The 22,713-nt window shown below is 68.4% G+C and carries 22 protein-coding genes; 15 read left to right on the plus strand and 7 right to left on the minus strand.

Annotation, left to right across the window (positions count from 1 at the left end; translation table 11 throughout):
- Position 1: 1 nt before the first annotated feature.
- On the minus strand, positions 2-226 hold the full coding sequence (locus R4823_RS05305) for a tripartite tricarboxylate transporter substrate-binding protein (RefSeq protein WP_132979146.1): 225 nt from the start codon (positions 224-226) through the stop codon (positions 2-4).
- Positions 172-993 (minus strand): tripartite tricarboxylate transporter substrate-binding protein, encoded by an 822-nt coding sequence (locus R4823_RS05310; RefSeq protein WP_165963004.1) that lies wholly within the window; start codon positions 991-993, stop codon positions 172-174. The genes R4823_RS05305 and R4823_RS05310 overlap by 55 nt, the downstream gene beginning before the upstream one ends.
- Positions 994-1,176: 183 nt before the next feature.
- Between R4823_RS05310 and R4823_RS05315 the strand changes: the two genes are divergently transcribed.
- Positions 1,177-2,097, plus strand: coding sequence for a LysR family transcriptional regulator (locus R4823_RS05315; RefSeq protein WP_132978942.1), 921 nt, complete (start codon positions 1,177-1,179; stop codon positions 2,095-2,097).
- Here R4823_RS05315 and R4823_RS05320 read toward each other — a convergent pair.
- Complete coding sequence (locus R4823_RS05320; RefSeq protein WP_338617787.1) at positions 2,094-2,978, minus strand: tripartite tricarboxylate transporter substrate binding protein; 885 nt, start codon at positions 2,976-2,978, stop codon at positions 2,094-2,096. The genes R4823_RS05315 and R4823_RS05320 overlap by 4 nt on opposite strands.
- A 194-nt stretch (positions 2,979-3,172) precedes the next feature.
- Between R4823_RS05320 and R4823_RS05325 the strand changes: the two genes are divergently transcribed.
- The 3 genes from R4823_RS05325 to gcvH all read left to right on the plus strand — a co-directional run bounded on the left by R4823_RS05325 (position 3,173) and on the right by gcvH (position 5,613).
- Entirely contained in the window at positions 3,173-4,024 is an 852-nt protein-coding gene (locus R4823_RS05325) for a class I SAM-dependent methyltransferase (protein ID WP_243724366.1), read from the plus strand.
- Between the two features lie 31 nt (positions 4,025-4,055).
- A complete protein-coding gene (gene gcvT, locus R4823_RS05330; RefSeq protein WP_132978941.1) occupies positions 4,056-5,162 on the plus strand; it encodes a glycine cleavage system aminomethyltransferase GcvT in 1,107 nt (368 codons plus the stop codon).
- 70 nt (positions 5,163-5,232) lie between these two features.
- Positions 5,233-5,613 carry a glycine cleavage system protein GcvH gene (gcvH, locus tag R4823_RS05335; RefSeq protein WP_087837207.1) on the plus strand — a complete coding sequence of 127 codons (381 nt, stop codon included), beginning with the start codon at positions 5,233-5,235 and terminating at the stop codon, positions 5,611-5,613.
- A 52-nt stretch (positions 5,614-5,665) separates the two neighbouring features.
- Here the strand turns inward: gcvH and R4823_RS05340 are convergent, their stop codons facing one another.
- A complete protein-coding gene (locus tag R4823_RS05340; RefSeq protein ID WP_338619118.1) occupies positions 5,666-7,153 on the minus strand; it encodes a DHA2 family efflux MFS transporter permease subunit in 1,488 nt (495 codons plus the stop codon).
- Between the two features lie 147 nt (positions 7,154-7,300).
- Between R4823_RS05340 and R4823_RS05345 the strand changes: the two genes are divergently transcribed.
- The 8 genes from R4823_RS05345 (at position 7,301) to R4823_RS05380 (ending at position 17,409) form a co-directional block, all read left to right on the plus strand.
- On the plus strand, positions 7,301-7,744 hold the full coding sequence (locus R4823_RS05345) for a MarR family transcriptional regulator (protein ID WP_087837290.1): 444 nt from the start codon (positions 7,301-7,303) through the stop codon (positions 7,742-7,744).
- 75 nt (positions 7,745-7,819) lie between these two features.
- Complete coding sequence (locus R4823_RS05350) at positions 7,820-8,305, plus strand: hypothetical protein (RefSeq protein WP_087837206.1); 486 nt, start codon at positions 7,820-7,822, stop codon at positions 8,303-8,305.
- A gap of 93 nt (positions 8,306-8,398) precedes the next feature.
- Positions 8,399-9,640, plus strand: a complete 1,242-nt coding sequence (locus tag R4823_RS05355; protein ID WP_087837205.1) for a TolC family protein — start codon at positions 8,399-8,401, stop codon at positions 9,638-9,640.
- Positions 9,637-10,830, plus strand: coding sequence for an efflux RND transporter periplasmic adaptor subunit (locus tag R4823_RS05360; RefSeq protein WP_087837204.1), 1,194 nt, complete (start codon positions 9,637-9,639; stop codon positions 10,828-10,830). The genes R4823_RS05355 and R4823_RS05360 overlap by 4 nt, the downstream gene beginning before the upstream one ends.
- Before the next feature lie 5 nt (positions 10,831-10,835).
- Positions 10,836-13,937, plus strand: coding sequence for a CusA/CzcA family heavy metal efflux RND transporter (locus R4823_RS05365; RefSeq protein ID WP_132978939.1), 3,102 nt, complete (start codon positions 10,836-10,838; stop codon positions 13,935-13,937).
- A gap of 21 nt (positions 13,938-13,958) precedes the next feature.
- Positions 13,959-14,291, plus strand: a complete 333-nt coding sequence (locus R4823_RS05370) for a P-II family nitrogen regulator (protein ID WP_087837202.1) — start codon at positions 13,959-13,961, stop codon at positions 14,289-14,291.
- Between the two features lie 272 nt (positions 14,292-14,563).
- Positions 14,564-17,053, plus strand: a complete 2,490-nt coding sequence (locus R4823_RS05375) for a penicillin acylase family protein (RefSeq protein ID WP_338617795.1) — start codon at positions 14,564-14,566, stop codon at positions 17,051-17,053.
- A gap of 11 nt (positions 17,054-17,064) precedes the next feature.
- Positions 17,065-17,409, plus strand: a complete 345-nt coding sequence (locus R4823_RS05380) for a hypothetical protein (protein WP_087837200.1) — start codon at positions 17,065-17,067, stop codon at positions 17,407-17,409.
- A gap of 1 nt (position 17,410) precedes the next feature.
- Here R4823_RS05380 and R4823_RS05385 read toward each other — a convergent pair whose 3' ends face one another.
- The gene (locus R4823_RS05385; protein ID WP_087837199.1) at positions 17,411-17,902 is read right to left on the minus strand and encodes a dihydrofolate reductase; all 492 of its coding nucleotides are present in this window, start codon (positions 17,900-17,902) and stop codon (positions 17,411-17,413) included.
- 188 nt (positions 17,903-18,090) lie between these two features.
- Between R4823_RS05385 and R4823_RS05390 the strand changes: the two genes are divergently transcribed.
- A complete protein-coding gene (locus R4823_RS05390) occupies positions 18,091-18,759 on the plus strand; it encodes a dienelactone hydrolase family protein (protein WP_132978936.1) in 669 nt (222 codons plus the stop codon).
- A 45-nt stretch (positions 18,760-18,804) separates the two neighbouring features.
- Here R4823_RS05390 and R4823_RS05395 read toward each other — a convergent pair whose 3' ends face one another.
- Complete coding sequence (locus R4823_RS05395; protein WP_165963003.1) at positions 18,805-19,101, minus strand: LysR substrate-binding domain-containing protein; 297 nt, start codon at positions 19,099-19,101, stop codon at positions 18,805-18,807.
- On the opposite strand from R4823_RS05395, the gene R4823_RS05400 reads away from it, so the two are divergent.
- A complete protein-coding gene (locus R4823_RS05400; RefSeq protein ID WP_165963002.1) occupies positions 19,100-19,315 on the plus strand; it encodes a tripartite tricarboxylate transporter substrate-binding protein in 216 nt (71 codons plus the stop codon). The two genes, R4823_RS05395 and R4823_RS05400, sit on opposite strands and share 2 nt — an antisense overlap.
- 7 nt (positions 19,316-19,322) lie before the next feature.
- On the opposite strand, the gene R4823_RS05405 is transcribed toward R4823_RS05400, so the two are convergent.
- Entirely contained in the window at positions 19,323-20,294 is a 972-nt protein-coding gene (locus R4823_RS05405; RefSeq protein ID WP_087837196.1) for a thymidylate synthase, read from the minus strand.
- A gap of 184 nt (positions 20,295-20,478) precedes the next feature.
- On the opposite strand from R4823_RS05405, the gene yccS reads away from it, so the two are divergent.
- Positions 20,479-22,698, plus strand: a complete 2,220-nt coding sequence (gene yccS / locus R4823_RS05410; protein ID WP_087837195.1) for a YccS family putative transporter — start codon at positions 20,479-20,481, stop codon at positions 22,696-22,698.
- Positions 22,699-22,713 lie beyond the last annotated feature (15 nt).

The raw sequence follows: 22,713 nt of genomic DNA on the forward strand, positions 1-22,713 counted from the left end.
GTCATTCCTGGGGGATGCGGGCGGCGGCCACGATGTCCTTCCAGCGCTGGGCGTCCTTGCGCAGGAACTGCGAGAACTCTTCCGGCGTATTGGCCGGGGCGGCGGCGATGTTGGCCTTGGCCAGCCGCTCGCGCATGTCGGGCGAGGTCAGGACCGCCACGATCTCGCGGTTCAGGCGCCGGGTGATCGCGGCCGGCGTTCCCCGGGGGCCAGCAGGCCCACCCAGCCTTCGATTTCGAAGTCCTTGAGCTCCGGAACGGCGGACTGCGCGGCCGCCGGCACGCCCGGCATCTGCGCGATGGGCGCCAGGCTGGCCACGGCCAGCGGCTTGAGCCGTCCCGAGTCCACGTGCGGCTTGCCCGACAGCACGGCATCGAACATGAACTGCACCTGGCCGCCGATGAGGTCGGTCAGCGCCTGGGGGCTGCCCTTGTAGGGGACGCCCAGCACGTCCGTTTTCAGCCGGGACAGGAACGCGGCGATGGCCAGGTGCTGGATCGTCCCGCTGCCCGCGGTGGCGTAGGTATAGCGGTCGGGGTGGCTGCGCAGCTGCGCCACGAAGTCCTCCAGGCTGGCGTACGGCGCGTCGGCGCGGACCAGCAGGACCATGGGGGCGACGGCGACCCGGACGACGGGCGAGAAGTCGCCCAGGATGTCGAACGGGATCGACTTGTAGATGGCCGGGCTGATGGTGGCCGAGGTGGAGGTCATCAGCAGCGTGTAGCCGTCGGGGTCGGACTTGGCCACATAGGCCGCGCCCACCTGTCCGGACGCGCCGACCTTGTTCTCGACCACCACCGGCTGCCCGAGCCGCGCAGCCAGCTGTTCGCCCAGGAAGCGCGCGGCGACGTCGGACGAATTCCCGGGCGGGAAGGGCGCGATGATGCGGATGGGCTTGGTGGGGTAGTCGCCCTGGCCGGCGGCCGGGGCGGCCGCGAGCAGGGCGGCGGCGAGCGTGGACAGCAGGAGTCCGACGGATCGTGAACGGTTCATGGCTTGTCTCCAGGGGGCGCGGACCTGGGCGGTCCGGCCGCATCGTGCCCGCCGGTCGGGGGCATCGTGCGGTTTCCATGCCGTGCAGTGTAGGAATCGTCCGGTGGAACGACAATCGCGATTATTGTTAGGATTAGGAAGATTTTCCGTACAATCCCTCGTCCGCGAAACCAGCGAGCTTCCATGGCCAGACCCGGTGATCCGATCTCCTCGGTCAATCTGAAACTGCTGCATACCTTCATGCTGGTCGGCGAGAGCCGGAGTTTCCGTACGGCCGCCGGACGCGCCCACCGCTCGGGTTCGGCGGTCAGCGGCCAGATCCGCCGCCTGGAAGAGCAATTGGGCGTGCCGCTGTTCCATCGCACCACGCGCCAGGTCACCCTGACGCGCGAAGGCGAGCAGTTGCTCCAGTGCGTTCGCCGCGCCCTGCAAGAAGTGGAGGGCGGATTGCAGGCGATCCAGGAGGCCGCCGACGTCCAGCGCGGGCGCATCGCGCTGGCCTGCGCGCCCACCATCGCCGGCGCCTACCTGGGCGACGTGCTGGCCGCCTTCCAGGGCAGGTATCCCGGCATCCAGGTCTTCGTGCGCGAGGTCACCGCGGCGGCACTGTTCGAAAGCGTCAGGAAGCGGGAAGTGGACTTCGGCATCAGCGTGATGACCGGTTCACCCGAGTTCCGCTTCGAGCCCCTGCTGACCGACGAACTGGTCGCGCTGGTGCCCCGCGCGCTGCTGGACGGCGATCGCAAGACCATCTCGCTCAAGGCCCTGGCGGCCATGCCCCTGCTGGTGCTCGAACAGGGCACCGCGCTGCGTGCCATCGTCGAGGAAGCGATGGCCGCGCAGGGCCTGCACCTGGCCACGCGTTTTCAGTTCATGCATTCGCAGACGCTGATATCCATGGCGACGGCCGGCCTGGGCGCCGCCATCCTGCCGGCGACCGCGCTGCCGCGCACGCTGGGCCCGAGCGTGCAGAAGCTGCGTATCGTCCGCCCCACCCTGGTGCGCAGCATGGCGATCGTCACGCTGCCCGGCCACGCGTTGTCGCCGGCGGCGCTCAGACTGGTGGACATGCTGCGCAGCATCCTGGCCCAGGCCCGGTCCTAATCCAGGGAAATGTTCAAGCGCTTGATGATCTGCCCGTATCTGCGCGAATCGGCATCGAGCTGGGCCTGGAACTGCTCGGGCGTCATCGCCAGCGGCTCGTAGGCCAGCTGCATGTAGCGTTCCCGCAGTTCCGGGTCCTGCAGTGCCGTGGCGATGTCGCGGCGGATCCTGGCCGCGACGGCGTCCGGAACGCCCCGAGGCGCCAGGATGCCCACCCAGGCGCTGAGCTCGAAACCTTGCGGCCCGCCGGCCTCGCCCATGGTCGGGACCGACTCGAACCCTTGCACCCGCGAAGGCGCCGCGGCCGCCAGCAACCTGAGCTTGCCCCCCTTGTAGAGCGCGTTCATGCTTCCTATGGTGCCGAATGCCCAGGGAACCTGGCTGCTGGCCACGGCCGTGTAGAGCTGGGACATTTCCTTGTACGCGATGTGCGTCATGGACGTGCCCGCCGCCTGGTCGAGCATGGCGCCGCCCAGGTGTCCGGGGCTGCCCACGAACCAGGATCCGTAGTTGATGGCCCCCGGGGCCGCCTTGGCGTCGGCGATCAGGTCGCCCATGCTCCGGTAGCGGCTGTCCGTGGGCACCGCCACGAAGAAATAGTTGCGGAACAAGGTCGTGACCGGCGTGAAGTCACGCTTCAGGTCGTAGGGAAGCTTGCTGAACAGATAGGGCTGCGCGGCCATCTGCGCACTATCCAGTTGCAGCAGGGTGTAGCCGTCGGCGGGCGCGCGCCTGACCACTTCGATGGCGATGAAACCCGCGGCGCCAGGCTTGTTCTCGACCAGCACGGGCTTGCCCCAGGCCCTGGACAGGCGTTCGGTCACCATGCGCAGGTTCACGTCGACCCCGCTGCCGACCGGAAAGGGCGTGACGATGCGCACGGGGCGATCGGGATATTGCGCCGCCGCCTGCGGCAAACCGCAGACCGCCAGCAGGGCGATCTGACAGAGGACGGCCAGAGGTTGAGAATCCCCTGGAGGCCCGGCCCGCTTTCGCGGCGACATCGAGTCAGGCACAATCGAATCCGACGCACCCACGTCCCGCCTCACTCGTTCACCAGAAAAGGGGAAACCCCATGATGCTCGCGTTGTTGGGTAGTTCGTCGCAGTCGAAGTTGTTGCGCCGGTGCGCGCGGGGGATGGCCGTCCTGGCCGCCTGCGCGCTGCCTGCCCTGGCCAGTGTCCAGGCGGCGGAAAAGCCGGGGTCGTCGTATGTTCCCGACGTCGGCCAGGAAGGCAAGGACGTGGTGTGGGTGCCGACCCCCCAGAGCCTGGTCGACAAGATGATAGACATGGCCAAGGCAGCGCCCGGCGACACGCTGATCGACCTGGGATCGGGCGACGGGCGCCTGGTGATCACCGCGGCCCAGCGGGGCATCAAGGCCCACGGCATCGAATACAACCCCGACATGGTGGAGCTGGCCCGCCGCAATGCGCAGGCCGCGGGCGTGTCCCGCGTCGCCACGTTCGAGAAGGCCGACCTGTTCGAGACCGATCTTTCCCGCGCCACGGTCATCACGCTGTTCCTGCTGCCCACCATCAACGAGAAGCTGCGGCCCAGGCTGCTGGAGCTCAAGCCCGGCACCCGCGTGGTATCCAATACCTTCCCCATGGGCGACTGGCGGCCCGACGAACAGGCCACGGTCACCGAGCAATGCCAGACGTGGTGCTCGGCGCTGCTGTGGATCGTGCCGGCCAGGGTCGAGGGCACCTGGAAGCTCGACGGCCGCGAACTGAAGCTGGCCCAGCAATACCAGCGGCTGAGCGGCACCCTGGATGCCCGGCCCATCGACGACGCCACCCTGCGCGGCGACGAGATCTCGTTCTCGGTGAACGGCGTGCGCTATCGCGGCAAGGTGAACGGCGGCACCATGCAGGGCACGCGTGCCGGCGCCTCGCCCGCTTCGTGGTCCGCGGTGCGCGGCTGACGTCCGTCCATCCCGTTGCGCAGGAATCCGCATGACCGCGTCTCTCCCCCTGAAACAGACTCCGCTCTTCGCCGAGCACCTGGCCTTGTCCGGCAAGATGATCGACTTCGGCGGCTGGTCCATGCCCGTCTCGTACGGCTCGCAGATCGACGAGCACCATGCCGTCCGGCGCGGCGCGGGCATGTTCGACGTCTCGCACATGCTCAACGTGGACGTGGCGGGAAGCCAGGCGCGCGCCTACCTGCGCCATCTGCTGGCCAACGACGTGGATCGCCTGGCGGAACCGGGCAGGGCGCTGTATTCCTGCATGCTCAATCCGCAGGCCGGGGTGGTGGACGACCTGATCGTCTACCTGCTGACGCCGGAGCACTACCGGCTCGTGGTCAACGCCGCCTCGGCCGACAAGGACCTGGTGTGGATGGCGCGGGTCGCCCAGGCCGGCGGCTACGACGTGACGATCGAACCGCGCCGCGAACTGGCGATGATCGCGGTCCAGGGGCCCGAGGCCCGGGAACGGCTGGCGCAGGCGAGGCCGGCGCTGGGCCGCCTGGCGCGCGGCCTGGCGCCGTTCACGGCCGAGGGGGCCGAGGGCGTGCTGGTCGCGCGCACCGGCTACACCGGCGAGGATGGCGTGGAAGTGGTGCTGCCCGGCGCCGAGGCGCCCGCCCTGTGGCGCGACCTGCTGGCGGCGGGCGTCGCGCCCTGCGGCCTGGGGGCGCGCGACACGCTGCGGGTCGAGGCCGGCCTGAACCTGTACGGGCAGGACATGGACGAACTGACCCAGCCGGCCGAGGCCGGACTGGCCTGGACCGTGTCCGACCATGACCCGCAGCGCGACTTCGTCGGGCGCGCGGCGCTGGCCTACGGCCTGAAGTGGCAGTTGCTGGGGCTCAGGCTGCTGGACCGGGGTGTGATGCGCGCCCAGATGGCGGTCCACACGGCCGAGGGCGCCGGCATGGTCACCAGCGGCACCATGTCGCCCACGCTGGGCACGTCCATCGGTTTCGCCCGCTTGCCGGACAGCGTATCGCCCGGCGACGCGGCCGAGGTGGAGATCCGCGGCCGGCGCGTCCCGGCGGTGGTCTGCCGGCTGCCCTTCGTGCGGCGCGGCAAGGTGCTCGACAGCGGCGAGCCCTGACCCGCGTCGCCCGCCCCAAGGTTCACTACAATTCCCCCATCTCTTCGACTCACTACCTGGATCCGCCTCCATGAATCTTCCTTCCGAACTCAAGTACGCCAAGACCCACGAATGGATCCGCGCCGACGGCGACCTGCTGGTGGTGGGCATCACGGACCATGCGCAGGACCAGCTGGGCGACCTGGTCTACGTCGGCGACGTCAAGGTGGGGGCCCGGCTCCAGGCCGGCGAGACGGCGGGCGTGGTCGAGTCGGTGAAGGCGGCTTCCGACATCTATGCCCCGGTGGCGGGCGAGATCGTGGCCTTCAACGAAGCGCTCTCGGCCAGCCCCGAGCAACTGAACCAGGAACCCTATGCCGCCTGGATCTTCAAGCTCCGGCCGGACAACATGGCCGATACCGCCGGCCTGCTGGACGCGGCGGGCTACCAGGCCTCGGTCGACGCCGGCTGACGCCACGGCAGGTATCCGGCCGCCGCCGCTGAGCGGCCATGCCCGGCGGCGGTCAGTCCATGGCCACGTGCGGCGCGTCCTCGCCCGCCGCGCGCCGGCGTGACCGCACGATGGCAAGCAGCGGCACCACGCACAGGGTGGCGATGAACATCAGCTTGAACGCGTCGACGTAGGCGATCATCGACGCCTGCTGCGTGACCATCCGGTTCAGCGACTCCAGCGTCGAGGGCGAACTCAGGTCATAGTTCTGCACGAGCGCGGCGTTGGCCGGATTCATGTGCTCGACCAGCGAGGCATGCACGACCTGCGTGTTGCGCGTGACCTGGGCCTGGATCACCGAGATGCCTATGCTGCTGCCGATGTTGCGCACCAGGCTGAAGATGGCCGTGCCGTCGGCCCGGAGCTCGGGAGCCAGCGTGGCGAAGGTGACCGCGCTCAGCGGGACGAAAACGAAGCCCAGCCCCACGCCCTGGATGACGCCCGGCCAGACGATGTCGCTTTGCGAAAGGACCAGCGTGTAGCCCATCATCTGGTAGAGGGCGACCGCCGACACCAGGAATCCGGCCAGCAGCATCATGCGCACGTCCATGCGCCCGACCAGCCGTCCCGCAATCAGCATGGCCACCATGGTGCCCACCCCGCTGGGCGCGGTGACCAGGCCCGTGGTCGCCACCGGGTAGCCCATCAATGCCTCCAGCATGGGCGGAAGCAGCGCCCGCGTCGCGTACATCACCGCGCCGATCACGAAGATGTAACAGGTGCCGGTGACGAAGTTGCCGTCCTTGAGCAGTTCGTAACGAAAGAAGGACCCCTTGCCGGCCGTGGCCGTATGCAGCGCGAAGAAGACGAAGCTGACCAGCGCGATGGCGGCCTCGATGCGTATCTCCAGCGAGCCGAACCAGTCCAGCTGCTGGCCGCGGTCCAGCATGGCCTGCAGCGCCCCGATGGCCAGCGACAGGGTGATGAACCCGAAGAAGTCCAGGGCCTGCCGCGCCGAGGGCTTGGAGCGGGGCAGGTAGGTCAGCACGCCGAACAGCGCGAAGGCGCCGATCGGCAGGTTGATCAGGAACACCCATCGCCAGTTGTAGCTGTCCGTCAGCCAGCCGCCCAGCGTGGGACCCAGTATCGGCCCCACCATCACGCCCACGCCCCAGATCGCCATGGCCTGCGGCTGCTTGTCGCGCGGATTGATGTCCAGCAGGATGGACTGGGACAGCGGCACCAGCGCGGCGCCGAACAGGCCTTGCAGCAGCCGGGCGCCGACGATCTGGGCCAGGCTTTCGGACATGCCGCACAGCAGCGAGGCCACGGTAAAGCCGCTGACCGCGACCGCCAGCAGGCGCTTGACGCCCAGCCGCGCGGCCAGCCAGCCGGTCAGCGGCGTGGCGATGGCGGCGGCCACGATGTAGGAGGTCAATACCCAGCTGATCTCGTCCTGCGAGGCGGAAAGCGTGCCTTGCATGTGGGGCAGTGCGACGTTGGCGATGGTGCTGTCCAGCGTCTGCATCAGCGTGGCCAGCATGATGGACAGCGTGATCATGCGCCGGTTGAGCGGCGCGGCGGAGGTTTGCACGGCGGATGTCCGGCTGGTCTGGAATGATATGCACGTATATCATATGCTTGCTTACATATTCCCGAACGCACGGCGATGGGCGACAATATCGCGCGTTCTTCTTCCGGTCCTCCCATGGCGACTCCCTACGACAAGCGCTTCGGTTTCCTGGTGTCCGACATCGGCCGGCTGATGAGCACCGAATTCGACCGCCGCGCGCGCGGGCGGCTCGAGCTCAGCCGCGCGCAGTGCCGCCTGGCGCTGTACCTGTCCTTCCTGGGCCCGATGACGCAGGCGCAACTGGCCGAGACGCTGGACGTCACGCCCATGACCGTCGCCCGCATGCTGGACCGGATGCAGGAGGGCGGCTGGGTCACGCGCATGCCGGTGCCCGGCGACAGGCGGGCGTTCCGTGTCGAGGCCACGGCCAAGGCCGAGGCCATGCTGGCCGAGGCGCTGAACGTGGGCGACGAGCTGGCCGATTTCGCGCTGCGTGGCCTGACCGAGGCCGAACAAGGGCAGTTGATAGGATTGCTGCAACGCGTCCGCCGCAACATGACCACCCCGGACGGGCGGTGAGCCCCGCGGGGGCCGCGCCGCCGCGCATTCGGGGCGAAATGAGAGTGAATTGCAAAAACTCTCGCAGCGCTTAAAATGCTGCACATGCGACATTGGTACGTGTTCCTCGTATTGCTGTGCCTGCCCCTGCAATGGGTGTGGGCGGAGTCCGCCGCGTGCCAGCTCAAGGCCCACGTGGTGGCCAGCTACCAGCACGCCCGTGTCGCGTCCCACCTGCCCGTGGCGGCCGGCCACGAAATGCGCGAGGCGCCCCAGGCCGGCGCCGCCGTCCGGATCGACATGCCGCGCTGGGAATTCGAGCTGGACGAGGAATTCGACATCGTCGAGCAGATCTCCGAGCCCGACTGGGGCGACGTGGCGGTGGACGACCTGGTCTGCCGGCCGCCGGCCAACGACAATTCTTACGCGGGGGCGCCGCTCGATCCCCACGAGTTCGATCTTCCCCTGTGCGTCGCGATCGCCGAGCCCGTCCTGGGCGACTCGCTGTTCATCGCGTCGCAGCATCCGCCCGCGCCGGCTCCGGTGTTCCGGGCCTACCGCCCGCCGTCACTGACGGCCTGATCCGCGTCACCCTCGTCTGCGGCGGCAGGTAGCCGCCGCACGCGCCTTGCCGGCGGCCTTGTGCCGCCGCGCGTGTCCGTTCCTACGATCATCATGAAGCCCATCACACTCGTTCTGTCAGTGTGGCTGGCGGGCATGTGTACCCACGCGGCTGCGGCGCAGCCCTACACGCTCGACCAGCTATTGTCCCTTGCCCTCCAGGGCAACAAGGGTATCGAGGCCGCCGCGGCCGGCGTCGATGCCGCCCAGGCCGGCCTGACCACCGCGCGCGCCTATCCCAACCCCGAGGTGGAATTCACCACTGGCCGCGTATCGGCGCGCCAGCCGGGTGCCGCCACCGGCATCGGCCAGACGCTGTCCCTCACGCAGCGCATCGATCTGCCCAACCAGCGCCGGCTGCGGTACGAATTGGCCACGGGCACGCTGCGGGCCGTGACCGCGGGGCAGGAGTTCTTCGTGGCGGGGCTGGTGGCCCAGGTCAAGCGCGGGTTCTACGAAACGCTCCGGCGCGAGGCCGAGTTCGCCGCGGCGCAGGAGGACCTGGCGCTGACCCAGCAGTTGTACAACCGTGCCCAGGTCCGGGTGGACGTGGGCGATGCGCCCAAGTACGAGGCGATCCGCGTCGCGGCCGAACTGCTGAACGCGCAGAAGAACAGCCAGAGCGCCCTGCTGCGCGTGAACCAGGCCAAGTCATTCCTGCGCCAGCAGGTCGGCGGCATCCTGCCGGCGGGTTTCGCGGTGGAAGGCCAGTTGAGCGGGAAGCCGTCCCTCGAGAACCTGGAGCGGCTGCGCGAGGTGATGCTGGCGGGCAATCCCGAGCTCACCCAGTTCCGGGCCGAATTGCAGCGGGCCCGCACCGCCGTGGACTACGAGCGTTCGCTGCGCATGCCTTCGGTGGCGCTCAAGGCGACGTCCAGCCGCGATCCCGACACGCGCGACACGCAGTTCGGCGTGGTGGTCAGCGTGCCCCTGTGGGACCGCCGGCAGGGGCCGATCGACGAGGCCGCCGCCACCGCCATGCGCGCGCGCAGCCTGCTCGAGGCCCGCGAATTCGAGCTGACCCAGCAACTGGATTCCGCCTACCAGCAGTACCAGATCGCCGCTTCGCAGGTCGAGGCGCTGGAGTCGGGCATCGTGCGCCAGGCCGAGGCCGCGCTGAACGTGGCCGAGGCCGCCTACCGCTACGGCGAGCGCGGGATCATCGACTACATCGATGCGCAGCGCGTGCTGCGCACCGCGCGCAACGACCTCATCGCCGCCCAATTCGATCTGCAAATGGCCGCCGTGGAAATCGAGCGGCTGCTGGCCAACTCTTCCGCAGGTGACCCCTCATGATTCCGCGCCCTTTCCGCACGACCTCCCACGGCGCACGCCGGACCCTGCCCGCCGCCGCGCGGTGGAGCCTCCTGGCCGCTGTCTGCCTCGTCCTGGCAGCCTGCGGCGACAAGCCCGCGAACGAGGCCGAGCCGGCCGAAGTCCTCGACCCCAGCATCGTGGTCGCGAGCGAGGCCATGCTGGCCCGCATCAAGATCGCCCCGGTTTCGACCGAGCCGTTCAGCGACGTGCTGCGCGTGGCGGGCCGCATCGATTTCGACCGCCAGCGCATGGCCCGGATCGGCGCTCCGGTGACGGGGCGGGTCACCGACATCAACACCACGCTGGGCGCGGCGGTCAAGCCCGGCGACGTGCTGGCGCGCCTGCACAGCACCGAACTGGGCAGCGCCCAGCTGGCCTACCTGAAGGCCAAGGCCCAGTCCGAGCTGCAGCAGAACGCCCGCGAGCGCGCGCGGCTGCTGTTCGCCGCCGACGTGATCGGCAAGGCCGAACTGCAACGGCGCGAGAACGAATACGCGGTGGCTGCGGCCGAGCTGCGCGCCGCCTCCGACCAGTTGAGCGTCCTGGGCATGTCGCCGTCGGCGATCGCGCGCATGGGGCAGTCGGGCGAGATCAGTTCCTTCTCGCCGGTGGTGTCCACCTTGCGCGGGTCCGTGGTCGAGTTCAAGGTGTCGCCGGGGCAGGTGGTCCAGCCCGCCGATTCGTTGTTCACGGTGGCCGACCTGTCGCGCGTGTGGGCGGTGGCCGAGGTGCCCGAACAGCAGGCCGACCTGGTGGCGGCGGGCCAGACGGTCGACATCGAGGTGCCGGCGCTGGGCAACCGCAAGATCTCCGGCGAGCTGATCTTCGTCGGCCAGGTGGTCGATCCCGCCACGCGCACCGTGCCGGTCAGGACCTCCATCGACAACGCCGACGGCCGGCTCAAGCCGGCGATGCTGGCGACCATGCTGATCGCCAGCCGGCCCACCGAGCAATTGGTGATTCCCGCGTCGGCCGTGGTGCGTTTCGAGAACGAGGACCTGGTCTACGTCGAGATCGAGCCGGGCCGCTTTCGCGCGACCCACGTGCAGATGGGCGCCTCGTCCAACGGCAAGCGCGTGGTGGCCTCGGGCCTGAAGGCCGGTGAGCGCATCGTCGTCGAAGGAGCCTTCCACCTCAACAACCAGCGCGCTGGCGTCGATCCGGAGTAACGATCATGCTCGAGAAAATCGTCCGCGCTGCCCTGCAGCAGCGGCTGATCATCGCCGTGCTGGCGGTGGTGGCCCTCGTGGTCGGCCTGGACGCCATGCGCAAGCTGTCGGTGGATGCCTTCCCGGACGTCACCAACGTCCAGGTCCAGATCGCCACCGACGCCACCGGCCGCTCGCCGGAGGAAGTCGAACGCTTCGTGACCGTGCCCATCGAGATCGCGATGACCGGCCTGCCCGGGCTGGAGGAAATGCGCTCGCTGAACAAGCCGGGGCTGTCGCTGATCACCCTGGTGTTCACCGACGCGACCGATGTCTATTTCGCGCGCCAGCTGGTGATGGAGCGGCTGATCGAGATCGGCTCGCGCATGCCCACCGGCGTGACGCCCGTGCTGGGGCCCGTGTCCACGGGCCTGGGCGAGGTCTACCAGTACACGCTGGATAGGCCCGACGACGGCGATCGGGAACTGACGCAGAAGGAGCTGACGGAACGGCGCATCGTCCAGGACTGGGTGGTGCGTCCGCTGCTGCGTTCGATTCCGCAGGTGGCCGAGATCAATTCGCAGGGTGGCTACGTGAAGCAGTACCAGGTCCGGGTCAACCCGGACCGCATGAGCCACTACGGCATCACGCTGCACCAGGTGTACGAAGGGCTGGCGCGCAACAACGCCAACTCGGGCGGGGGCATCCTGCCTCACTACGCCGAGCAGTACCTGATACGGGGCGTGGGCCTGATCGAGAACCTGCAGGACATCGCCAACATCGTGCTGGCCGAATCCAACGGCACGCCCGTGTACGTGCGGGACGTGGCCGAGGTCGGGATGGGGCACGAGGTCCGCTACGGCGCCGTGGTCAAGAACGGCGTGACCGAGTCCGTGGGCGGCATCGTCATGATGATGCGCGGCGGCAACGCCAAGGAAGTGGTGGCGCGCATCAAGCAGCGTGTGGCCGAGATCAACGGCCAGGGCATGCTGCCCGACGGCCTGCAGATCGTGCCCTACTACGATCGCAGCGAACTGGTCGACGCGGCCTTGTGGACGGTGGCCAAGGTGCTGCTGGAGGGCGTCGTGCTGGTCGTCGTGATCCTGTTCCTGTTCCTGGGCGACGTGAGGTCCTCGCTGATCGTCGTGGCGACCCTGGTGCTGACGCCGCTGCTCACCTTCTTCGCGATGAACCGGCTGGGCATATCGGCCAACCTGATGTCGCTGGGAGGGCTGGCGGTCGCGATCGGACTGATGGTGGACGGCTCCGTGGTCGTGGTCGAGAACGCCTTCGCCCACCTGGGCCATGCCAAGGAAAGCGGCGAGAGCAAGGTCCGCATCATCCTCAAGGCGGTGGCCGAGGTGGCGACGCCGGTGGTGTTCGGCATCGGCATCATCATCCTGGTGTTCCTGCCGCTGATGACGCTGCAGGGCATGGAAGGCAAGATGTTCGCGCCGCTGGCCTACACCATCGCCATCGCGCTGGCGATCTCGCTGGTGCTGTCGCTGACCCTGTCGCCGGTGCTGTCCTCCTATCTGCTCAAGGGCGGGGCCGAGCACGACACGCGCATGATCGCCTTCATGAAACGGCGCTACCTGCGCATGCTGGACTGGGTGCTGCGCAACACGAAGAAGACGGTCGTGATGGCCGTGCTTGCCTTCGGCGCATCGGTGGCCGTGCTGCCTTTCCTGGGCACCTCCTTCATCCCGGAGATGAAGGAGGGATCGATCGTGCCGGGCATCAACCGCGTGCCCAACATCTCGCTCGAGGAATCGATCGAACTGGAGCGCCAGGCCATGAAGATCGTCATGGGCGTGCCCGGCGTGAAATCGGCGATCTCCGGGGTGGGCCGCGGCGAGAGTCCCGCCGACCCGCAGGCGCAGAACGAGTCCACGCCCATCGTCAGCCTCAAGCCGCAGGACGAGTGGCCGGAGGGCTGGACCCAGGACACCATCGCCGAGGAGATCCGCAAGCGCTTGGAGGTGATTCCCAGCGCGCAGATCATCATGGCGCAGCCCATTTCCGACCGGGTCGACGAAATGGTCACCGGCGTGCGCTCGGACGTGGCGGTCAAGGTGTTCGGCGAGGACCTGGACCGGCTGCTGCAAAAGGCCCAGGAGATCGCGCGGGTGGCCGAGACGGTGCCGGGTGCGCGCGACGTGCGGGTGGACCGGGTCAGCGGCCAGCAGTACCTGTCCATCAACATCGATCGCCAGGCCATTGCCCGCTACGGCCTGAACGTGTCGGACGTGCACGACGTGATCGAGGTGGCCATCGCCGGCAAGACGGCCACCGAGATCTACGAGGGCGAGCGCAGGTTCTCGGCGGCCGTGCGCCTGCCCGAGGAGTTCCGCGGCAGCGTGCAGGCCATCCGCCAGATCCTGCTTACCACGCCGCATGGTGTGCGCGTGCCGCTGGAGAGCCTGGCCGCCATCGAGGTACGCGACGGGCCGGCGCAGATCAGCCGCGAGGGCGGCAAGCGGCGCGTGGTGGTTGCCATCAACGTGCAGGACCGCGACCTGGGCGGATTCGTGGCGGAGTTGCAGCAGACGGTGCAGGGCAAGGTGCAACTGCCCACGGGCTACTACCTGGAATGGGGCGGGCAGTTCCAGAACATGGAACGAGCGCTGGGCCACCTGTCCATCATCGTGCCCGCCACCGTGGCCGCCATCTTCTTCCTGCTGTTCCTGCTGTTCAACTCGGTGCGCTACGCGACGCTGATCATCACCGTGCTGCCGTTCGCCTCCATCGGCGGCATCATTGCCCTGTTCGTGACGGGCGAGTATCTGTCCGTGCCGGCGTCGGTGGGCTTCATCGCGCTGTGGGGCATCGCCGTGCTGAACGGGGTGGTGATGGTGTCCTACATACGCAAGCTGCGGATGGAGGGCATGCCGCTGGCCGAGGCGGTGGTGGAAGGGGCGACCATGCGGTTCCGGCCGGTCATGATGACGGCGACCGTGGCCATGCTGGGCCTCGTCCCTTTCCTGTTCGCCACGGGACCGGGCTCGGAAGTGCAGCGGCCGCTGGCGGTGGTCGTGATCGGTGGATTGATCACCTGCACGCTGCTCACGCTGCTGGTGCTGCCCACGCTGTACCGCTGGTTCGACGAGGAATCGCCCGAGGCATAGGCGAACGCAAGGAGAAATCGAATGAAGGAAATCAAGGCGATCATACGGCCGGTGCGCCTGGACGACGTACGCGAGGCGCTGATGCGCACGCCGGGTTTTCCGGGCATGACCGTCAGTCACGTGGAAGGGTGCAGCGCGCCGGGGCGGCACCAGCCGCAGAACCTCAAGGAAGAGCTGCTGGATTTCTCGCCCAAGGTGCGCATCGAGATGGTGGCGGCGGACGACCACGCCGATGTCCTGTACCAGGCCCTGAAGCAGGCGGCCACGACCGGGCACGTCGGCGACGGGCTGGTCTGGATGAGCGAGGTGGCGCGTTGCGACTATCTGTGGCAGCCGGGACAGCGGGGCGGCTGATCCGGGCGGGACCGCCGAGTGCGGTTGTCCGGACAAATTTTTCGTTGTTTTTCTGAGATATGGCAATGCCGGCCCCCATGGGGGCCGGTTTTCGCATGCACGCGGCCCGTGCTCGATGGCATGGATATTGCGCGGTCCGCCTGCCGTCCCGCCCATGGGGCGGTTCATCTGCAAGGGGAGAGAAAGAAAAAGCGCATGGCGTAAGGCGGCCCGCCGCATCGGTGCGGTGGACGCAATGACTGAAGTGTCGCAAAGAAAAAACGGAGACAGACATGGACAGGTACGGACGAATCCGATGGTCGTCGTTGGCGGCGGCCGCCTTGTTGCTGGCCGCCTGTGGCGGAGGCGGCGATGGTGACGGCGGAGGCTCGAATCCCCCGCCGGGTCCGGGCACCCAGGTGCCGGGCGTCAAGGAGCAAGTGGAGATCGTACGGGACCGTCATGGCGTGTCCCACATCTTTGCCCAGAATCAGCGCGACCTGTTCTTCGCCCAGGGCTACAACGCCGCGCGCGACCGCCTCTGGCAACTGGACCAGTGGAGGCGGCGCGGCGAAGGCAAGATGGCCGAGCAGTTCGGTGCCCGCTTCGTGCCGGCCGATCGCGCGGCACGCAAGTTCCTGTTCCGCGGCGATGCCGAGGCGGAGTTCGCCAGCTACCACCCGCAGGGCAAGGAAATCCTGACCGCGTTCTCCGACGGTATCAACGCCTACATCGACGAGGTCAAGGCCGATCCCGCCAAGCTGCCCATCGAGTTCCGCCTGACCGGCACCGAACCCGGCCGCTGGTCGCCCACGTCGTCGCTGATCCGCATCTACGGCATCACGCGCAACGTCAGCACCGAGATCTCCATGGCGCGCCGCATCGCGGCCGTCGGCCTGGCGACCACCCAGGAGCTGACCGACCAGCAGCCGGTCAAGACCCTGCAAGTGCCGGCCGGACTGGACGTCGGGACCCTGACCACGGCCATCCTGGCCGAGTATCAGCTGGCGCGCAACGGCATGGCGTTCGAGGCGGGGGATTTCCCGCGCAGCCCGCTGGCGCCGGCCGATCGCGAGCGCCTGGCCTCGGCCCTGTCGGCCAGCGGCGGCACCGCCAAGCGCGAGCCCGAGGAACTGCTGGCCCTCCAGCACGAAAGCAACAACTGGACCGTGTCCGGCGATCGCACGGCATCCGGCAAGCCTATCCTGGCCGGAGACCCGCACCGCGCGATCAGCATGCCTTCGCTGCGCTACATGGTGCACCTGCACGCGCCAGGCTGGAACGTGATCGGGGCCGGCGAACCCGCGCTGCCCGGCGTGTCGATGGGGCACAACGAACGCATCGCGTTCGGCCTGACCATCTTCGCCTACGGCGACGAGGAAGACCTGTACGTCTACGAGACCAATCCGGCCAACCCCGACCAGTACCGCTACAAGGGGGCATGGGAAACCATGAGGAAGGTGGAGGAAAAAGTGCCCGTGCGCGGCCAGGCCGAGCAGAGCGTGACACTGAAATTCACGCGCCACGGCCCGGTGGTGTACGAGGACGCCGCCGCCAACAAGGCCTACGCCGTGCGCGCCGCCTACCTGGAGTTCCCGGGCACCGCGGCCTACCTGGCCAGCCTGCGGCTGAACCAGGCCAGCAACTGGACCGAGTTCAGCGAAGGCATGGCGCGCCATTTCACGCCCGGCGAGAACATGGTCTATGCCGACGTGGACGGCAACATCGGCTGGTTCGGCGGTTCGCTGGTGCCGATACGGCCCAACCCGGATTGGTCGGGGCTGCTGCCGGTGCCGGGCGACGGGCGCTACGAATGGGCGGGCTACCTGTCCGGCTCGCTGCTGCCGCGCATCCTGAACCCCCGCGAGGGTTTCTTCGCCACGGCCAACCAGTACAACGTGCCCGACGACTACGCCTACCGCGACCTGACCAACACCATGGGCTGGGCCGAACCCTATCGCTACGACCGCATCGTCGAGGTGCTCAAGACCTCCACGCGGCACACCGTGCGGGACTCGGCCAAGCTGCAGATCGACGAATTGTCGATACCCGCGCGCACGCTGGTTCCCATGCTGGCGGGCCTGAACTCCGGCGATGCGGACGTGGCCGAGGCCTTGCAGCGCCTGCGTGCCTGGGACTACGTGGCCAGCGTCGACTCCGTGGCCGCCACCATCTTCGAGGCCTGGCTGCCCAAGGTGTCCGCGCAGGTGACCAGTCTCATCGTGCCGCCTGCGGGGCGTTCGGTGTTCGGTACGCTGTCCAAGCCCGTGGTGTTCGCCCGGCTCGCGTCGCCGGATGCGGTGTTCGGGCCCGATCCCGTGGCGGGGCGCAACGCGCTGCTGCTGGACACGCTGAAGTCGGCCATGGGCGACCTGAAGACGCGGCTGGGCGGGGACGTCTCGACGTGGAAGTGGGGGTCGTTGCACCACATCAAGTTCGACCACGAACTGGCCGCGTTCCTCGATGCCGGCACGGCCGGCGACCTGGCCACGCAGCGCTTCCCCGTCGGGGGGACCGGCGATACCGTCCACCGCGCTTCCTACCGGACGTCGGATTTCCGCGTGACCAGCGGCGCATCCTACCGGCAGATCATCGACGTGGCCGATTGGGACAAGTCGCTCGCGATCAACGTGCCGGGGCAGTCCGCCGATCCGGCAAGCCCGTACTACGACAACCTGCTGGAGGCCTGGGCCAAGGGCGACTACTTCCCGATGGTCTATAGCCGCGGCGCGATCGATGCCGTGAAGGCCGATTCGTGGACCCTGCGTCCCGTGGCGCGCTGAGGGAGGCGGCGATGCGCAAACCGATCGTGATCGCATCGGTGCTGGTGGTGCTGGCGGCGCTCGCCGCCGGCGCCATCGCCGGCAGCCGCGTCACGCTGCTGGTGCTGGACGTGCCGGACCGGCAGGCCACGCTGCTGGTCAAGCGCAGCGCGACGCTGGGCATGGGTTGGCTGGAGTCCGAGACCACCCTGTGCCGCCGGCAGCAGCCCGGTTCGCCCCTGCATTCGGTGATGCTGTCGCCGGATTTCTGCCCGCTGGCCCTGGCGGCGGGCCAGGAAACGCGTGGGGAGCGCGTCCTGCTGACCCTGCCGTTCATGGCCTGGCTGCACGGCCTGGCCGGGCGCACGCTGGCCTAGCCTAAGCCCGTATCCGGTCGTAGGTGACGAAGTCGTAGCCCAGCCCGTCCTCGGGCGGCTGGGCCTCGCGCGAGGATTCGCGCCATTGGCCGGCGGGCAGCAAGGGAAACCAGGCGTCGCCCGGCACGTCCGCGTGCACTTCCGTCGCGATGATGGTGTCCGCCCGATCCAGCGTCGCGGCATAGATCTGCGCGCCGCCGATCACGAACACCCGGGCGGCGTCCCCGGCCACGGCCAGGGCATCCTCCAGCGTGTGCACCACCGTCGCGCCCTCGGCCGCATAGGCCGGATCGCGGGTGATGACGATGTTCCGGCGGCCCGGCAGCGGCCGGCCCAGCGATTCCCAGGTCTTGCGTCCCATGACGATGGGATGGCCGAGCGTGGTGCGCTTGAAATGCGCCAGGTCGCCGCGCAGGCGCCAGGGCAGGGCGTTGTCGCGTCCGATGACGCGGTTGCGGGCGTAGGCGACGACAAGGATGAGCTGGGCGGGCATGGCGGGGAAAAGTCTGGCGTATCCAGACCGCAATCTAGCACGAACCTCCCGGGCCTCCGGTGGCTCGCCCGTTGAGACGGGAGGCTGCCAGCCCGCGGGATTTCTGATACAACGCAAGGCTGTGGGCCCGGTTCGCGCCGCGGCCGGACCGCAACGACAATCATTCATCACCAATCGACAAGGGAATCATGGGAACGCAGATCGAATTGACCGCCTCCGACGGTGTCACCATTTCCGCCTATCGTGCCGACCCCGCGGGCAAGCCGCGCGGCGGCCTGATCGTGTGCCAGGAGATCTTCGGCGTCAACGTCCACATCCGCAGCGTGTGCGATCGCTATGCCCAGGAAGGCTACCTGGCCATCGCCCCCGCGTTCTTCGACCGCGTCCAGCCGGGCGTCGAACTGGGCTATGAGCCCGACGACATCGCCAAGGGGCGCGAACTGATGCAGAAGGTCTCCATCGACAACGCCCTGAAGGACGTCGCCGCCGCCCTGGCCATCGCCAGCGAGGCGGGCAAGGTCGGCATCGTCGGCTATTGCTGGGGTGGCACGGTGGCGTGGGCCGCCGCGGGACGCCTGGATGGCCTGTCGGCCGCCATTCCGTACTACGGCGGCGGCATCGCCGGCATGGCCGACAAGAAGCCCCGCATCCCGACCATGGCGCATTTCGGCGAGAAGGACCACGCCATTCCGATGACCGACGTCGAGAAGGTCCGCGCCGCGCAGCCCGAGGTGATCGTCCACACCTATGCGGCCGGCCACGGTTTCAACTGCGACATGCGCGGTTCGTACGACAAGCCCAGCGCCGACCTGGCGCTGTCGCGCTCGCTGGAATTCCTGCGCCAGCACGTGGGCTGACGCGGGTACGCCGGTCCGGCCGCGGGTCCCAGGGGAACAGGCCCCCTAGGCCGGCGCGCCGGACGCGGCGGCCTCCTCCAGGCATTCGATCAGCAGCGTGGTGCTGGGGGACATGGTCCGGTCGCGGTTCCATGTAATGCCCAAGGGGCGCATCAATTTCGGGAAATTGAAAGGCAGCACCGACACCAGGCCCTGGCGACGGTAGTGGTGGGCGATGTCGCGCGTCATGGTGGCGATGGCATCGGTCTGCTGGAGGTTCGCCAGCACGAACTGTACTGACAGCGCCTCGACGAAATCGGCCGGCATCGGGAAGCCGTGCTGCTCGAAGGTGCGCTCGCACATGGGGCCGATCACCATCAGCCCGGCGCTGCAGCCGGAACTGCCCACCATCGCCGAGCGCTTTCCCGATTACGAGATCAATTCGTGGTATGGCGTGATGGCGCCGGCCGGGACGCCGCAGGCGATCATCGACAAGCTGCAGGGCGAGATCGCGGCCATCGTGAAATTGCCGGACGTCGCGCGGCAACTGGAGGCGTTGGGCCTGGCGCCCGGGTGAACCGGCCCTAGACGGCCATGGGCGCCGTCAGCGGCGCGTGGTGCTGGTAACCGACCAGCGAGAAATCGCCCGGCTCCACGCGTTCCAGCCACTCCGGCTCGTACTTGCCGGTGACGGCATAGTCGGGAATGCGGTCCGACAGGGCCAGCTGCGGCGCGGGGAAGGGCGTGCGGGTCAGTTGTTCCCGCAGCATGGGCAGGTGGTTTTCGTAGATATGGGCATCGCCCATGAAATAGCTGAACCAGCGCGGCTGGTAGCCGGTCAGCCGGCCCACCAGGTGCAGCAGCGCGGCGCCCTCGGTCAGGTTGAACGGCGTGCCCAGGCCGATGTCGTTGGACCGGATGTACAGGCACAGCGAGATCTCGCGCGTGGTGGCGTTGGGCAGGAACTGATAGAGCAGATGGCAGGGCGGCAGCGCCATTTCCTCGATCTGCGCCCAGTTCCAGCCATGGAAGAGGATGCGGCGATCGCCGGGATTGTTGTGGATGGTGTCCAGGCACTGGCGCAACTGGTCGACGGCCTTGTAGAGCAGCACCTTGCGCGCGCCGTCCTCGTCGAACTCGGCCACGCGGGCATAGCCGCGGCCCAGCGCGTCCTGCAACTGGGCGGTGCGCGATGCGTCCAGTACCTTGTAGGCCGGCCATTGGCGCCACTGGACGCCGTAGACCGGACCCAGGTCATCCTCGCCTTCGCGATAGGGATTGGCCAGCCATTGCGCGTTCTCGTTGGCGTTCTGGTCCCAGACCTTGCAGCCCAGCGCGCGGAACTCCGCGGCATTGCGCGAGGCGCGCAGGAAGCCCACGAGTTCGCCGATGGCGGACTTGAACGCCAGCTTCTTGGTGGTGACGGCGGGAAAGCCCTGCCGCAGGTCGAACCGCAGCGAGGCGCCGGGCAGGCTGAGGGTGCGGATGCCCGTTCGGTTCACTTGCCACGAGCCGTTGTCGAGGACGGATTGGACGAGGTCGAGGTATTGTTTCATGGGCCTGGGCTGCACAGATGCGACGGGCGGGCCGAAGACGCCCGCCGGTCCCGATTATCGCATGCCGCCGGGTCCGGCCAGGTGGCGTGAAGTCCGCGCAACCCGGGCGGCCGTCGTATGCCCCGGGGGCCCTGGCACGAGTCCTGCGTGCGATAGTTACGTCTGCTCGTTCCTTGCTGCGTCCATGCGTCCCGCCTCCATTCCCGATACCCTGCGCCGCCTCTGGGCGCACGACACCTTCGTCTACAGCCTGCGCGTGTTCATCGCCCTGGCCAGCGTCATGGCGCTGTGCTGGTGGCACGACCGGATGGACCTGGTCATTCCGGCTTTCCTGGGGGTCATCGCCTGCGCGCTGGCCGAGACCGACGACAACTGGCGCGGCCGCCTGCTGGCCCAGGTCGTCACGCTGGCCTGCTTCGCCGTGGCGGCCGTCGCCGTCAAGGCCCTGTTTCCCCACCCATGGCTGTTCCTGGCCGGAATGGTGTTGTCCACGTTCTGCCTGACCATGCTGGGGGCCATTGGCGAACGCTACCGCGCGATCGGATACGCGACCCTGATCCTGGCCATCTACACCACCATCGGCGTGGAGCAGGGCAGGGGCCAGGGCGGCTTCTGGCACGAGCCGGCGCTGCTGATGGCGGGGGCGGCGTGGTACGGCCTGTTGTCGGTGATGTGGGCGGCGCTGTTCGTGCACCAGCCCGTGCAGCAGCGGCTGGCGCGGCTGTATGCCGTGCTGGGCGACTACCTGGTGCTGAAGGGCTCGCTGTTCGAGCCCGTGCGCGGCATCGACCTGGAGGCCCGCCGGCTGGAGCTGGCGCAGCTCAACGGCAAGGTGGTGGCGGCGCTGAACGCGGCCAAGGAAAGCATCTTCAGCCGCCTGGGCCAGAGCCGGCCGGGCCGCAAGACGGCGCGCTATCTGCGCCTGTATTTCATTGCGCAGGACGTGCACGAACGCGCCAGTTCCTCGCACTACCCCTATGACGAACTGGCCGACGCATTCTTCCACAGCGACATCATGTTCCGCTGCCAGCGGCTGCTGGGCCTGCAAGGGCAGGCCTGCCGCCGCCTGGCGCGGGCGATACGGATGCGCCTGCCCTTCGATGCCGGGGACGAGGCGCGGCAGGCCCGGGCCGACCTGGACGCCTCGCTGGAGCATCTGCGGCGGCAGGGGCGCCCGGAATGGGCGCGGTTGCTGCGGTCGGTGAACGCGCTGTCGGCCAACCTGGCGGAACTGGACCGGCGGCTGGGCAGCGCGAGCAACCCCGACAAGCTGGACGAGCAGCAGCAGGACAACAGCCTGCTGGACCGCTCGCCCCAGTCGATGGGCGAGGCCTTCGACCGCGTGCGGCTGCAGTTGACGCCGGGGGCGCCGGTGTTCCGCTACGCCGTGCGGCTGACACTGGCGATGGCGGCGGGCTACGGGATGCTGCATCTGGTCCATCCGCAGCAGGGATACTGGATCGTGCTGACGACGTTGTTCGTCTGCGCGCCGAGCTATGGCGCCACGCGCACCCGGCTGGTGCAGCGGGTGCTGGGTACGGTGCTGGGGCTGCTGGTGGGATGGGTGCTGTTCAAGCTGTTCTCGAGCCTGCTGGTGCAGGCGCTGTTCGCGGTGGTGGCGGGCGTGGCGTTCTTCGCGACGCGTTCCACGCGCTACATGATCGGGACGGCGGCGATCACGGTGCTGGTGCTGCTGTGTTTCAACCAGATCGGCAACGGCTACGATCTGTTCGTGCCGCGCCTGGTGGATACGCTGATCGGCGCGGGCATCGCGGGCCTGGCGGTGCTGGTGGTGATGCCCGACTGGCAGGGGCGCCGGCTGACGCAGGTGGCGGCCAATGCACTGGCCGCGAACAGCCGTTACCTGCGCGAGATCATGATCCAGTACGAGACGGGCAAGCGCGACGACCTGGCCTATCGGCTGGCGCGGCGCAATGCGCACAATGCGGACGCGGCCCTGTCGATGGCGATGTCGAACATGCTGGCCGAGCCGGGGCATTTCCGGCGGGACGCGGACGCGGGACTGCGGTTCCTGACGTTGTCGCACACCTTGCTGAATTATCTGTCGGGGCTGGGGGCGCATCGGGAAAGCCTGTCGGACCATGCGAGCGATGCGCAGATCGCGCGGATGACGATGGCAGTGATCGAGGCGCTGGACGGGATTGCGGCGGGGTTGGCGGGGAAGGGGGGGCTGGATGCCGGCGCGGGCGAGGAAGGGGCGTTGGCGCGGGCGCTGGAGCAGTTGCCCGAGGACGACGCCGATGATGGGCACCGGTTGGTGTTGACGCAGCTGGGATTGATGGCGGGGTTGCTGGAGCCCTTGCGGAGGGTGGGGGGACGGTTGGTCCGGTTGGAGACTCGGGAAGTGGAGGAGGAGTCGGCGGACCAGCCCGCACCGGTGTAGGCCGGGCCGCCGACT

The organism is Pigmentiphaga sp. CHJ604, assembly GCF_036972535.1.
GTDB lineage: Bacteria > Pseudomonadota > Gammaproteobacteria > Burkholderiales > Burkholderiaceae_B > Pigmentiphaga > Pigmentiphaga daeguensis.

Bases quoted from the DNA above. Each gene is read 5' to 3' on its own strand.
- R4823_RS05310 (WP_165963004.1), bottom strand. From the start codon at position 993: ATGAACCGTTCACGATCCGTCGGACTCCTGCTGTCCACGCTCGCCGCC.
- R4823_RS05315 (WP_132978942.1), top strand. From the start codon at position 1,177: ATGGCCAGACCCGGTGATCCGATCTCCTCGGTCAATCTGAAACTGCTG.
- R4823_RS05325 (WP_243724366.1), top strand. From the start codon at position 3,173: ATGATGCTCGCGTTGTTGGGTAGTTCGTCGCAGTCGAAGTTGTTGCGC.
- gcvT (WP_132978941.1), top strand. From the start codon at position 4,056: ATGACCGCGTCTCTCCCCCTGAAACAGACTCCGCTCTTCGCCGAGCAC.
- gcvH (WP_087837207.1), top strand. From the start codon at position 5,233: ATGAATCTTCCTTCCGAACTCAAGTACGCCAAGACCCACGAATGGATC.
- R4823_RS05340 (WP_338619118.1), bottom strand. From the start codon at position 7,153: ATGATCACGCTGTCCATCATGCTGGCCACGCTGATGCAGACGCTGGAC.
- R4823_RS05345 (WP_087837290.1), top strand. From the start codon at position 7,301: ATGGCGACTCCCTACGACAAGCGCTTCGGTTTCCTGGTGTCCGACATC.
- R4823_RS05350 (WP_087837206.1), top strand. From the start codon at position 7,820: ATGCTGCACATGCGACATTGGTACGTGTTCCTCGTATTGCTGTGCCTG.
- R4823_RS05355 (WP_087837205.1), top strand. From the start codon at position 8,399: ATGAAGCCCATCACACTCGTTCTGTCAGTGTGGCTGGCGGGCATGTGT.
- R4823_RS05360 (WP_087837204.1), top strand. From the start codon at position 9,637: ATGATTCCGCGCCCTTTCCGCACGACCTCCCACGGCGCACGCCGGACC.
- R4823_RS05365 (WP_132978939.1), top strand. From the start codon at position 10,836: ATGCTCGAGAAAATCGTCCGCGCTGCCCTGCAGCAGCGGCTGATCATC.
- R4823_RS05370 (WP_087837202.1), top strand. From the start codon at position 13,959: ATGAAGGAAATCAAGGCGATCATACGGCCGGTGCGCCTGGACGACGTA.
- R4823_RS05375 (WP_338617795.1), top strand. From the start codon at position 14,564: ATGGACAGGTACGGACGAATCCGATGGTCGTCGTTGGCGGCGGCCGCC.
- R4823_RS05380 (WP_087837200.1), top strand. From the start codon at position 17,065: ATGCGCAAACCGATCGTGATCGCATCGGTGCTGGTGGTGCTGGCGGCG.
- R4823_RS05385 (WP_087837199.1), bottom strand. From the start codon at position 17,902: ATGCCCGCCCAGCTCATCCTTGTCGTCGCCTACGCCCGCAACCGCGTC.
- R4823_RS05390 (WP_132978936.1), top strand. From the start codon at position 18,091: ATGGGAACGCAGATCGAATTGACCGCCTCCGACGGTGTCACCATTTCC.
- R4823_RS05400 (WP_165963002.1), top strand. From the start codon at position 19,100: ATGGGGCCGATCACCATCAGCCCGGCGCTGCAGCCGGAACTGCCCACC.
- R4823_RS05395 (WP_165963003.1), bottom strand. From the start codon at position 19,101: ATGTGCGAGCGCACCTTCGAGCAGCACGGCTTCCCGATGCCGGCCGAT.
- R4823_RS05405 (WP_087837196.1), bottom strand. From the start codon at position 20,294: ATGAAACAATACCTCGACCTCGTCCAATCCGTCCTCGACAACGGCTCG.
- yccS (WP_087837195.1), top strand. From the start codon at position 20,479: ATGCGTCCCGCCTCCATTCCCGATACCCTGCGCCGCCTCTGGGCGCAC.